Raw genomic sequence first — 11,638 nt, 5'->3', positions numbered from 1 at the left:
ATGGGTAGCCTCCTACCCGATTAGAGCGGATTATTCTTGATGACGAGCCTGGTACGCGAGCAGTGCTCCGATGAACAGTTGCCCCGTTTGAATCATGGAACGCTCATCCACATCGAACTTGGGATGATGGTGCGGATAGGTTGCCAAAAGCTCCGGATTGCGTCCGCCGGTCATGAAGAAAGTAGCTGGACGTTCCTGCGCGTAGTAGGCGAAGTCTTCTCCCCCCATGATCGGTGGCATTTGGATGACGCGCTCTTCGCCAAAAAGACGTTTCGCTTCTGCTTCCACGAGCGGCGTTTCCACTTCATCGTTCCATGTAGCCGGATAGCCGCGTTCGTACTTGATTTCGCAAGTCGCGCCGACAGCATGGCAGCTCGCTTCCACGATGCGGCGCATGGATTGCTCAACCGCTACGCGCACTTCTTCGTCGTACGTGCGGACGGTTCCTTTCAGGCGCACCTGGTCGGGAATGACGTTGTACGCTTCGCCGCCACCGTTAAACGAGCAGACGGACAGCACGACTTGCTTGAGCGGGTCTATCTGGCGGCTCGCCACTTGTTGCAGGTTCATCACAATCTGGCTGCCGAGGACGATCGGGTCAATGGAAGTGTGCGGGGAAGCGCCATGCCCGCCTTTTCCGTACAAAACAATTTCAAAGCTGTCAGCAGCGGCTGTGACGTATCCTTTTGCAATGCCGACGACGCCAACTGGCAAATCAGAAGCGACGTGGGCACCGTAGACGACATCGACGCCTTCCAGGCAGCCTGCTTCGACCATGGATTTCGCTCCGCCAGGCGGCAGCTCTTCGGCAAACTGATGAAGAAACACGACCGTACCTGGCAGCTCATCGCGGAACTCGCTCAAAACTTGGGCGACACCGAGCAAGCCGGCCGTGTGAATGTCGTGGCCGCATGCGTGCATCACGCCGGGAATCCGCGATTTATACTCAACCTCTTTTTCATCCTGAATCGGCAAAGCGTCAAAATCGGCGCGCAAAGCGACCGTCTTTCCCGGTTTTCCACCCTTGAGGTAGCCGACGACGCCCAGGCCGCCTACTCCGGTTTTTACTTCGATGCCAAAGGAAGCGAGCTTGTCCGCTACTTTCTTTGCCGTGTTTTCTTCTTTAAAGGAAAGCTCAGGGTACATATGCAGATCGCGTCTGAATGAAACCAGCTCCGGGTAAATTTCCTGTAAACGGGCAAACATTTTGTCTTGCATCGGACCCACTCCTTTTCACGGTGGAAACAGATTGGTAATTCGCAGTCTCCTTATTATAAAAAGAAGTCAAAATAGTTTGCAATCTATGTTGTGCGAAAGTATGTCTGTCAAGAGGGGAGCGCAGGTGGACAGCTTTGAAACAAATCGACTAGAATGGATAAGGGAGTGACACGTCAATGAGAGAACGGCAGAGGAGAAAATGGTAACATCCTTTACAAAAAATCGCAGAGTCTGGATTTGTGTGCTGATGTCAGGCGTCCTGTTTTTGACGATGACCTGTCTTAGCATCGCAGGCTCTTATTACAATACGATGCAGTCGGTCCGCCTTTCGATTGCCAATCAGAGCATGAAGACGGCGGCGATGGTGGCGCAGCGAATCGATATTGCCGCCTATGAGCAATTTTTGCAGCATCCTGCCAAGGACAACCCGGCTTATGAGTCGATTCGTACCCAACTTAGTCAGGCGCGAGAGCAATTCGGGATTCTTTACTCGTACATTATGCAAATCAACGCGGATGGAAACGGCGGCAAAGTCATGGTCGTGGCCTATCCGCCTGATCGGACGCTTCCTTTTCAAATTGGCGATCCTTGCTATGTGACGGCAGAGCAGATTGCCAAAATTCGCACGGGTCAATCCTACTATTCCGACATCATCCGCGACCCTGTTTACGGCGTTTACATGTCGGCCGGTGCGCCGCTGGTCGGAAAAGACGGCCGGCTGCTAGGCATCGTTGGCGTCGACACAGACATGGCGATGGTGGAAGGGATTGGCGAAGAGGTCGTTCGAAACAGCACGCCTGTCTTTGTTTTTCACGGGCTGTTCGTCGTCGTGCTGATCGTGCTGATCCTCGGGTTGCAGCGCTGGTATCGCCGGGAGCTTAAAGCAGCCGTTGGCGAGACAGAGGAGCATTATCAGGATGAGCTGCGCTCCGTCATCAGCTCGATTCGTTCGATTCGCCACGACTTTGTCAACCATATGCAAGTTTTGTACGGTTTGATCGAGTGCGGCTATTTTGACAAGGCACGCGATTACATTCAATCGCTGCTCAAGGAGACGAAGCTGCTCGATCTTACGGTGCGGATCGCCAACCCGGCGTTGATGGTTTTGTTCCACACGAAATGGGAGCAGGCCAAGTCGAAGCAGATTGTCATGCAATTTGCCGAATGTCCCGATCCTTTCGAGAGCATTCCGTCTATCGATTTGGTGAAAATATTGTCCAATCTGATCGACAATGCGATCGATGCCGCGGAAACGGCGGAGGGCGAAAAGCGAATCCGGATTGCTTGTCGCCGGGAAGACAAGCAGTACATTTTTGAAGTAGAAAATACAGGGACGGAAATATCGCCAGAGCAGCGCGCGCAAATTTTCACGGTAGGATATACGACCAAGCCAGCCACGCAATCATGTGCAAGGGGAGCGGGCCTGCCGATCGTGCAAGCAGTAGTCAGCAAACATGCGGGGAACATCGAGATCGTGTCAGAGCATGGCGTTACGAGATTCACCGTGACCTTGCCGATCAAGTGATATTTTCCGGCCTATTACGCATCAAGGTATCGAGGGAAAAGCCATCTGTGCGAGATGGCTTTTTGCGTTTTTTTCAAAAAGGAAACGTGATATGCAAGGTAACAGGTAAGGAAAATGCAATTATATTTCGACTTATTTAGACAAAATACGACAATTTTTTCCTGCGTCTTTTGGCAGTAGACATATAAGTGAAGTGGTCTTTTTTTCAGCCAAATGGACAAGAATCTGCATAAAAATCAAAAAAAATAAAGATTTGTCAAAGTGGGTCAGATTGCTTAGGTGAAAAAATGATTTTGATCATGAAGGATTTTCTGTCGAAAGAATTTTTTTGGCTATAACCAAAAAACATGTAATAATTGTGAATAGTCGGAACTGGGGGTTTCTATCATAGTCCGGCAAAAAAATAGATAGAAAAAGAGGGTGAACGGCAGTGAAGAAAAGCAAGAAGCTATTATCCATTTTATTTTCATCATCGCTCGTGCTAACCGCATTTGCGGCGGTACCCGCTACGGGGTTGGCGAAATCGAAGGAGGACAAGCATAGCCTGGAGGTGGACTTGTCCACGGTCAACATCGACCGGCTGGTCAAAGGCTTGATTGAGCAAGGGATCATTGATGAGGATGCCGATCAGGATGAAATCAATGAAGCTTTGGAGGATTACCTCAAAGACAAGAAAGTGCCGCATGGCGTAGACGAATCCTCTTCCTTCGGGAAAAAGGCGACGAAATCCCAGCTGGCGGCTTTGTCGGATGCAGCGCAACGAGTTACGGAGATTGAAGATGAAGAAGAATTGCGCGCTTCGAAAAGAGTACATACAGACAATATCGTGATCGCGCTGGTTGAGTTTTCCGATCGCGAACACAACGAACTGCCTAAAATGAACGATACGCTCTGGACAGCGGATTTCAACGAAAAGCACTACAAGGAAATGCTGTTCAATCAAAAAGGATACGAGACGCCAGAAGGCACCAGCATGACGACCATGGCGGAATACTACTACTTGCAATCCGGCAGAAGCTGGACGGTAGACGGGGTAGTCACTCCGTGGCAAATGGCTGAGAAAAGCTACAAGTATTATGGCGAAAACAACTCCGGCGGCAGCGATTCCGCTCCGCGCGACTTGGTCGTGGAAACGCTTGACGCAGTAGGAGAGGCAATCGCAGGCAAAGAAGACGAGTACGACCAACGCGACCCGTACGATTTGGATGGCGACGGGGATTTGATGGAGCCGGATGGCATGTTGGACAACCTGATGCTTGTTCACGCAGGGATCGGGGAGGAAACAGGGGAAGATGCAGACGCAATCTGGTCGCATCGCTGGACTTTGAAAAAGCCGGTGGAAATCCCAGGCACCAGCCTGAAAGCTTTTGACTACATGATCCAGCCAGAAGACGGCGCGCCAGGCGTATTCGCTCACGAGTACGGGCACAACCTCGGCTTGCCAGACTTGTATGACACAAGCAAGCAAGGGCACGATTCCCCAGTAGGGGCTTGGTCCTTGATGTCGTCCGGAAGCCATACCGGCCAAATTTTCCAAACGCAACCGACCGGAATGGACCCTTGGTCTAAAATGATGCTGCAACAAATGTACGGCGGCAAATGGATCTCGCCACGCGTGCTTGACTACAAAGATTTGGAAAACAAGAAAAAGACAGTCAGCCTGGTTGACGCTTCCAGCCTGGAAATGGGCGGAAAAGTCATCAAGCTCAACATGCCGCAAGTAGAAAAAGAGCCACCGATTCAGCCAAAAGATGGGGACTACTCCTACTTCTCTGACGAGGGTGACAATCTCGATACCAAAATGGTTTCGGACGTCATTGACTTGAGCGGAGTAAGCTCGGCTTCCATGAGCTTTGATTCTTGGAGAGCGATTGAAACCGACTACGACTTCCTGTACGTCAATGTGATTGATGAAAATACCGGGGAAAGCAAAGAAGTAGAAGTGTTCGACGATGTAACAAAAGGTTGGGATCACGAAAAAATCAGCCTGAACGATTTTGCCGGCAAGAAAATTCGCGTTGAGTTCAACTACAAGACAGATGGCGGCCTGGCTATGGCTGGCTTCTATCTCGACAACTTTGAAGTTGAAGGAGACGGACAGGTTATTTTCGAGGATGACGCAGAAGGCGAACCGAAGTTCAAGCTGGACGGCTTCCAGCACTTTGATGGAAAAGGCAAAATGTACGACACGTACTACCTGATCGAGCTGCGTTCTCACGAAGGCGTAGACGCTGGATTGAAGTATTTCCGTCGCAACGATACGTTCTTCACTTACGATCCAGGTATGGTGATTTGGTACTACGACGGCCGTTACGGCAAAACGCAGGACAACAACACAAGCCAGCATCCAGGCTACGGCATGCTCGGCGTAGTCGACGCGCATCAAGAAGTGCGCTACTGGAACAACGACGAAGGAAACAAAGACGCGATCGCAGACTCCCGCTACCAGGTGAACGATGCGGCATTCAGCCCGAACAAAACATCTGGCATGGATCTCGATTACATTTACGGCACGATGGATTATGAGCCGCTCGCTGGAGTAACGACATTCGACGACGGCGACGACTACACGATGTCGGAAGTGCCGGAAATCGGTAAAATCCTTCCTGAGATCGGACTGCAAATCAAGCTGAAACGGGTATCCAAGAAGTTTACCGAAGGAACCGTTGAGCTGTCTGTGAAAAAGTAAGAAGCAAAGAGCAAGACGCCCGCAAGCCACGAGTTGGCAGCGGGCGTCTTTTTGCATGCCGTAGACAAACAGACGGAAAAACATGCCCAGAAACGAATGCATGATCTCGGATCGCTCGTCTTTCCGATAAGCGACACCTGCTTCCAGGCGAATGCTCACGTCCGCGAGGGGGCGGCAGACAACGGATTTTCCCCCGTGCAAAGGCAATTCCGGCTGTTTACTGGTCTAAGCCTGCCTTTGGTGCAATAGGTTATAACAACGAACGACAAGCTGCCCGCAGGAAATCGCGCGAAAGAAAGACAACCTTTGCACAGGCCGACAGAAAAACCCGCGCCAGGCAGCAAGGGGGGATTGTTCATGCTGCACATCGTTGCCTGTATCAAGCAAGTACCGGATACGAAGATCATCAAGATGAATCCGAAGACAAACACGATGGATCGCGCCAGTGCGCCTGCGATCCTCAACCCGTATGACGCGCATGCAGTAGAGGAAGCCGTCCGTCTGAAACAGCGTTATGGCGGCGTGGTTTCTGTGGTGACGATGGGGCCGCCGCCAGCCGTAAAAGCGATTCGCAAATGCATCGAGATCGGCGCAGACGCGGGCTATTTGGTGACGGACCGCGCATTTGCCGGAGCAGACACGCTGGCGACGAGCTATGCGATCACGAAGGCGATTGAAAAAATCGCTGAGGAGCATCCGGTTGACCTCGTCATCTGCGGCAAGATGACGATTGACGGAGATACGGGACAGGTCGGGCCGGGAGTTGCCAGACGGCTGGATATTCCCCCGCTGACCAATGTGAAAAAGGTAGTGGAAGTGAACAAGGAACAAGGCTATGCCATCGTTCACCGCAAGCTGGAAGACGGTCATGAGGTTGTCCAGTCGACGCTGCCTTGTCTTTTTTCCGTGGAGAAGGAAATCAACGAGGTGCCGTATTCTCCTCTGCCCAACATGCTGCGGGCGGCCAGGTACAATCCGGTTGTCTGGTCCGTGAACGATCTCGGCGATATTGACCGGACTTTGCTTGGATTGAAAGGCTCGCCGACGATCGTCGCGAAAGTATGGCCGCCGGAAAAGCCGAAGGGCGGAGAAATGCTGGAGGGAACAGCGACAGAGCAAGTGGAGCGCTTGATGGACATCCTCCGGGAGAAACAGGGATTGTTTCGTGTGAAGGAGGGACAGTCATGAATCTGGAGGAGTATCGCGGCATCTGGGTCTATCTGGAGGCGCGGGATGGACAGATTGCGCCCGTATCGCTGGAGCTTTTGGGAGCAGGGCGGCAAATGGCGGACAAACGCGGCGTGCCGCTGGCGGGACTTTTAATCGGAGATGGCGTGGAGGAGCTGGCGCAAACGGCTTTTCCGTACGGGGCGGATCAGGTGTACGTCTACGATCAGCGCATTTTTGCCGACTACCGCACGGAGTCGTACATGCGCGCTGTCATCGAGTGTGTGGAGAAGCACAAGCCGGAGATCATTTTGTACGGGGCGACCACGACAGGAAAAGACTTGGCGAGCGCGGTAGCTACCGACTTGCAGACGGGGCTGACCGCTGACACGACGATGCTGGATGTCAATGCGGAGACAGGACTGCTGGAAGCGAGCCGACCTGCTTTTGGCGGGAACATTATGGCGACGATTTTATGCAAAAAGCATCGGCCGCAAATGGCGACGGTGCGCCCGAAAGTCATGAAAGCACTGGAAGCGGATCAGATGCGGACGGGCGAAGTCATCAAGGAGAGCATCAAGCTTGCAGAGGAAGACATTCGCACCAAAGTGTTGAAAATCGTGCGGGAAACGAGAGAAAAGGTCAGGCTGGATGAAGCCGATGTCATCGTAGCTGGCGGGAAAGGGCTGGGCAGCAAGGAAGGGTTTCAGCTCATCCACCGTTTCGCGGAATCGATCGGAGCGACAGTTGGGGCGAGCAGGGATGCCGTCGAAGCGGGCTGGGTCGATCACGCGCATCAGGTGGGACAGACAGGGGTTACGGTTACGCCGAAAATTTACTTTGCCATCGGCATTTCCGGGGCGATCCAGCATCTGGTCGGCATGCGCAATTCCGGGCTGATCATCGCGATCAACAAAGACCCGAATGCCCTGATCTTCCAGGCGTGTCACTACGGCATTGTGGGCGACGCTTTTGAGATCGTGCCATTGCTGATGAAAGCGTTCCAAAAGGAGCCGGACAGGGAGGTTACGTATGGCTGAAAAATTTGACGTGATTGTCGTCGGGGCAGGTCCGGCCGGAACAGCCTGTGCTTACACGCTGGCGAAGGCTGGTGTCAGTGTGCTGTTGATGGAAAGAGGCGAATATCCCGGCTCCAAAAATGTGATGGGCGGGGTGTTGTATCGCAAGACGATGGAGGATATCATCCCGGGCTTTTACAAGGAGGCTCCGGTCGAGCGGCCGATCGTGGAGCAGCGCTTTATGATGCTCGATAAAGAATCGGCGCTCAATTTCAGCTACAAAGGCATGGAATGGGCGCAGGAGCCGTACAACAACTTCACGGTGCTCAGAGCCAAGTTCGACCAGTGGTTTGCCGATAAAGCGGTGCAGGAAGGCGCGCTTTTGCTGAATGAGACAGTGGCGTTATCCTGTATTGTCGAGGACGGCAAGGTCGTCGGGATCAAGACTGACCGACCGGACGGCGATGTTTACGCCGATGTGGTCGTCCTCGCTGACGGGGTCAATTCGTTGTTGGCAAAATCGCTGGGCTTCCACAAGGAGTTTCGCCCTGACGAGGTTGCGCTGGCCGTGATGGAAGTATTGAAGCTGGATCGCAAAATCATCGAGGACCGCTTTAATCTGGAGGGCGATCACGGCTGTACGATCGAGATTTTTGGAGACTCGACCAAGGGAATACTGGGCACAGCCTGGCTCTATACGAACAAGGACAGCCTGAACATCGGCGTGGGCACGATGCTGTCCGGGCTGATCAAGCATAAGCTCAAGCCGTATGAGCTGCTGGATTACGTCAAGAACCATCCGATGATCCGCCCCTATATACAAGGCTGCGAACAGCAGGAGTATTTGGCGCACCTGATCCCGGAAGGCGGCTATCGCTCGATGCCAAAAGTCGTCGGAAACGGTGTCATCGTCGTGGGAGACGCGGCACAGCTCGTCAACGCGATTCACCGGGAAGGCTCGAACATGGCGATGGCTTCGGGGGTAATGGCTGCCGAGACGATTATGCAGGCAAGAGAGGCGAACGACTTCTCGGAAAAAATGCTCATGCCGTACCGCGACAGCCTGTTGAACAGCTTTGTCGGTCAGGATTTGAAAAAGTACAAGGATGCTACACACCATTTTGAAAAGTTCCCGCAATATTTTGAGCAGTATATCCCGCTGATGAACAAGGCAGCCAGCCAAATGTTCACGGTGGACGGAAGCTCGAAGTGGAACAAGCAGAAAAAAATATGGAGCGATCTGGGCAGCGCCAAGGACAAGTGGAAAATGGCGCGCGATCTGATGAATGCATGGAGGGTGATGAAGTGATGACGCAAATACCCAAAGGGCAATCGATCGAAGAGAAGCAGTATCTCGTTCGCTTCAAGGCAGATACGCAATCGCACCTGCACGTATTGAGCGCGGATGTGTGCGCGTCGCAATGCCCGGATAAGCTCTGTACGATCTTTTGTCCGGCGGAGGTTTACAAATGGGAAGAAGTGCGGATGCATGTGGGCTACGAGGGCTGTCACGAGTGCGGGAGCTGTCGCATCGGCTGTCCGCACGAAAACATCCGGTGGGAATACCCGAAGGGCGGCCACGGAATCATTTTCAGACTCGGATAATGGGCGGGCGATCTCCGGTGATCCAAGTGGGCGATCTGGTCGTATTTGTGAAGGATGGAGCCAAAGGTGTCGTCATCAGCATCGAGGAAGAACGGTGTCAAGTTTTGTGGGAGGATGATTTTGTAAGCTGGGAGCAGCGCGAATGCTTGCTGGTCGCCAAAAAGGAACAGCCAGAACAGCGGGGGAGATGACCCGGCGTTCTGGCTGTTTTTCCTCTGTGGGTGAATTGTGTTTATTCAAGGCGGAAGGGGCGTGGAAAAGCTCTGGCCCCCCAAATGCGGTAACAACCGAGTGCAGGTTGGGGCGAAGATAAGGAAACGATGAGGTAAGCGGCTTCCGTGTAGTGGGCGTAAGCGATGTCCTCGGTGGACGGAACGGGCGGAGCGGTTGGATGGGAATGGTAAATCCCGACCAGATTCTCGCCGCGCATGGCCATTTTATTTAGCACCTTCTGAATTTGCCGTGTGCTCATGGCAAAAGCATCGGGGCGTTTCAGGACGTTTTCCATCCGCCAAATGGTCTGGGCGCTGTTGCCCCTTCCGGAAAGCAATCCGCATGCCTCATACGGTTTTTCTTCTTGGCAATGTCGAACCATTTCGTCCCACACAGATCGGGTCATGGAAAAGGGTGTTTCGGTTGTATTAGCCTTGCCAACGTCTGCCGCAGCATCCTCCGGTTGTTTTGGATTGGACAAAGGGTTTCACGTTGTGCACAGGCCCGGATTTTGGCAGTGGCGATGGCGGCATCCCCAGCGGACGCATGCCTTGGCGAACAGGGCGTTGCTGACGCTGATTGTAAAGTGCGCGGAGTTGATCTGGTGTCATGGATTTCCCTCCCTTTCTGTACTGTACTATGTTTTATTCAGCGAGCTGTCGAGTGGTAACGGCGATCGCACATTGCAACTGGTCACTTGAACGGGTTGAATGTGTTTCCTTGCTGCGTATGCGGCGGCATCTTGAACGAGATTGGGCTGGAAGCAGGGATGTTGTTGTTTGCGTTGCCGTTCATGTGGCCGTTCATGGACGAAGAAGTGCTGTGCGGCAGTTGGCTCAACGTCTTGTTTGCCCGCGCTTCTTTTTGGCTGAAATCTTTTATGGCTTGTCTGTACTTCTCCTCTTTCTCCTGATGCTCCTTGACCAACTGTTTTAGTCCGGCGACTGTCTTTTTCAAGACAAGCTCCTGGGTAGTGATTTGCTCCAGTTGTTTTTCTTTTTCTTTGAGCTGTTGCTTGAAGGAGTGAATCGTGTCTTCCAGGCGTTTGTTCCAGCTGCTTTCATCCGTCTGTTGCAAAGTCAGCTTGTCTTCGGCGGCCCGCAGCTGCTTTTGGATCGCGGACAAGTTTGCGTTTGCTTCGGTCAGCTGTTTTTGCGCGTCGTCGAGCTGCTGTTGTTTTGCTGTCAGGCGCGCTTCCAGTTCTTTCGTTGCTTCCAGTTGTTGGGAAGCGGTGTTTAGCTGCTGAACGAGCGAAAGGTGCTTGTCGTTCAATTGCTCATACGATTGGCGACTCGTTTGCAGTTCGCTGCTCTTTTGTTCCAATTCTTGCTTCAACTGCTGCTCCTGTTGCTCCAAGCGGGCGATCGCTGCTTCCAGCTGTTGCTGCTTGGTCAGCAGCTGTACCTCCTGCTCGCGGGCGGCATGGAGCTGCTGGGAAGTAACGTCGAACCGGGAAGTTGTGCTTTGCAGTTGGGTTTTTGTTTCGTCCAGTTGTTTGGTCGTCTCGGCGAGTTGTTGCGCAGAACTGTTAAGCTGCTGAAGCGTCTGGGTGTGCTTTTCGCCCAATTCGAGATAGTCGCGGTGGGCGTCTTGCAGTTCGGTATTTTTTTGTTCCAAAGCTTGTTGCCACAGTCGCTCTTGTTGCTCCCACTGGACAATGCTTGCTTCGAGTTGTTGTTGCTTCGCTGTCAGCTGCGCTGCCTGCTCGCGAGCGGCTTGGAGTTGCTCTGTGGTGTCTTGGAGCTGGGCGGCTGTGCTTTCCAGTTGTTGCTGAGTTTCGCCGAGTTGTTGGGAAGATGCGTCCAGTTGGGAGCGGGTGCTTTGTAGTTCGGCTTGAGTATCTGCCAACTGTTGCTGTGCTTCGTCAAGCTGCTGGGAAGCTGTGTTCAACTGCTGAAGCGCTTGCTCGTGTTTTCCGCTCAGTTCGAGGTAGTCCTGATGAGCGCTATGCAGCTCGGCTGTTTTTTGTTCCAAAGCTTGCTGCCAGAAAACTTCCTGTTGCTCCCAGTCCGCGATGCTTGCCTGAAGCTGTTCCTGTCGCGCAATCAGCTGCGCCTTGGAGGCAAGGGCGCTTTCGAGCTGTCGGGAAGTGGCGTCAAGCTGCTGCGCAGTCGCGTCAAGTTGCTGTGAAGTGGCGTCCAACTGCTCCGACTTGGCGTCGAGCAGGGAAGTCGTGTCTTGCAGTTGAGCCGCCGTTTCCGC

The 11,638-nt window shown here is 53.0% G+C and carries 10 protein-coding genes and 1 pseudogene; 7 read left to right on the top strand and 4 right to left on the bottom strand.

Translation table 11 applies throughout. The annotated features are described in order from the left end of the window. Positions 1-30: 30 nt before the first annotated feature. Positions 31-1,218: a M20 metallopeptidase family protein gene (locus tag DEP07_RS25680; protein ID WP_242772095.1), complete on the bottom strand. Its 1,188-nt coding sequence runs from the start codon at positions 1,216-1,218 to the stop codon at positions 31-33. Positions 1,219-1,465: 247 nt separating this feature from the next. On the opposite strand from DEP07_RS25680, the gene DEP07_RS25675 reads away from it, so the two are divergent. The 7 genes from DEP07_RS25675 (at position 1,466) to DEP07_RS25645 (ending at position 9,414) form a co-directional block, all read left to right on the top strand. Beyond that, entirely contained in the window at positions 1,466-2,743 is a 1,278-nt protein-coding gene (locus DEP07_RS25675) for an ATP-binding protein (RefSeq protein WP_287103206.1), read from the top strand. Between the two features lie 430 nt (positions 2,744-3,173). Continuing rightward, positions 3,174-5,432 (top strand): immune inhibitor A domain-containing protein, encoded by a 2,259-nt coding sequence (locus DEP07_RS25670; RefSeq protein ID WP_122963209.1) that lies wholly within the window; start codon positions 3,174-3,176, stop codon positions 5,430-5,432. 357 nt (positions 5,433-5,789) lie between these two features. Beyond that, positions 5,790-6,620: an electron transfer flavoprotein subunit beta/FixA family protein gene (locus DEP07_RS25665; RefSeq protein ID WP_122963210.1), complete on the top strand. Its 831-nt coding sequence runs from the start codon at positions 5,790-5,792 to the stop codon at positions 6,618-6,620. Continuing rightward, positions 6,617-7,639, top strand: a complete 1,023-nt coding sequence (locus DEP07_RS25660; protein ID WP_173599786.1) for an electron transfer flavoprotein subunit alpha/FixB family protein — start codon at positions 6,617-6,619, stop codon at positions 7,637-7,639. Before DEP07_RS25665 ends, DEP07_RS25660 begins: the two co-directional genes overlap by 4 nt. After that, a complete protein-coding gene (locus DEP07_RS25655) occupies positions 7,632-8,927 on the top strand; it encodes an FAD-dependent oxidoreductase (RefSeq protein ID WP_122963212.1) in 1,296 nt (431 codons plus the stop codon). The genes DEP07_RS25660 and DEP07_RS25655 overlap by 8 nt, the downstream gene beginning before the upstream one ends. Further along, on the top strand, positions 8,927-9,223 hold the full coding sequence (locus DEP07_RS25650) for a ferredoxin family protein (protein ID WP_122963213.1): 297 nt from the start codon (positions 8,927-8,929) through the stop codon (positions 9,221-9,223). Before DEP07_RS25655 ends, DEP07_RS25650 begins: the two co-directional genes overlap by 1 nt. 17 nt (positions 9,224-9,240) lie before the next feature. Then, entirely contained in the window at positions 9,241-9,414 is a 174-nt protein-coding gene (locus DEP07_RS25645) for a hypothetical protein (RefSeq protein ID WP_167470239.1), read from the top strand. A 41-nt stretch (positions 9,415-9,455) separates the two neighbouring features. Here the strand turns inward: DEP07_RS25645 and DEP07_RS25640 are convergent, their stop codons facing one another. The 3 genes and pseudogenes from DEP07_RS25640 to DEP07_RS25630 all read right to left on the bottom strand — a co-directional run. After that, positions 9,456-9,842, bottom strand: a complete 387-nt coding sequence (locus DEP07_RS25640) for a Mov34/MPN/PAD-1 family protein (RefSeq protein WP_122963270.1) — start codon at positions 9,840-9,842, stop codon at positions 9,456-9,458. 22 nt (positions 9,843-9,864) lie between these two features. After that, on the bottom strand, positions 9,865-10,047 hold the full coding sequence (locus DEP07_RS25635) for a hypothetical protein (protein ID WP_063227158.1): 183 nt from the start codon (positions 10,045-10,047) through the stop codon (positions 9,865-9,867). An 82-nt stretch (positions 10,048-10,129) separates the two neighbouring features. Continuing rightward, positions 10,130-11,638: pseudogene (locus DEP07_RS25630) on the bottom strand (hypothetical protein); the annotation flags it as partial.

The sequence above is a fragment of the Brevibacillus sp. genome (assembly GCF_003521185.1).
Lineage (GTDB): Bacteria > Bacillota > Bacilli > Brevibacillales > Brevibacillaceae > Brevibacillus > Brevibacillus parabrevis.
The sequence above is the reverse complement of the archived record's forward strand: the minus strand, read 5'-3'. Positions and strand labels throughout refer to the sequence as shown.

Coding starts and splice junctions, on each gene's coding strand:
- DEP07_RS25650 (WP_122963213.1), top strand. CDS start 8,927: ATGACGCAAATACCCAAAGGGCAATCGATCGAAGAGAAGCAGTATCTC.
- DEP07_RS25640 (WP_122963270.1), bottom strand. CDS start 9,842: ATGACCCGATCTGTGTGGGACGAAATGGTTCGACATTGCCAAGAAGAA.
- DEP07_RS25660 (WP_173599786.1), top strand. CDS start 6,617: ATGAATCTGGAGGAGTATCGCGGCATCTGGGTCTATCTGGAGGCGCGG.
- DEP07_RS25635 (WP_063227158.1), bottom strand. CDS start 10,047: ATGACACCAGATCAACTCCGCGCACTTTACAATCAGCGTCAGCAACGC.
- DEP07_RS25655 (WP_122963212.1), top strand. CDS start 7,632: ATGGCTGAAAAATTTGACGTGATTGTCGTCGGGGCAGGTCCGGCCGGA.
- DEP07_RS25665 (WP_122963210.1), top strand. CDS start 5,790: ATGCTGCACATCGTTGCCTGTATCAAGCAAGTACCGGATACGAAGATC.
- DEP07_RS25675 (WP_287103206.1), top strand. CDS start 1,466: ATGTCAGGCGTCCTGTTTTTGACGATGACCTGTCTTAGCATCGCAGGC.
- DEP07_RS25680 (WP_242772095.1), bottom strand. CDS start 1,218: ATGCAAGACAAAATGTTTGCCCGTTTACAGGAAATTTACCCGGAGCTG.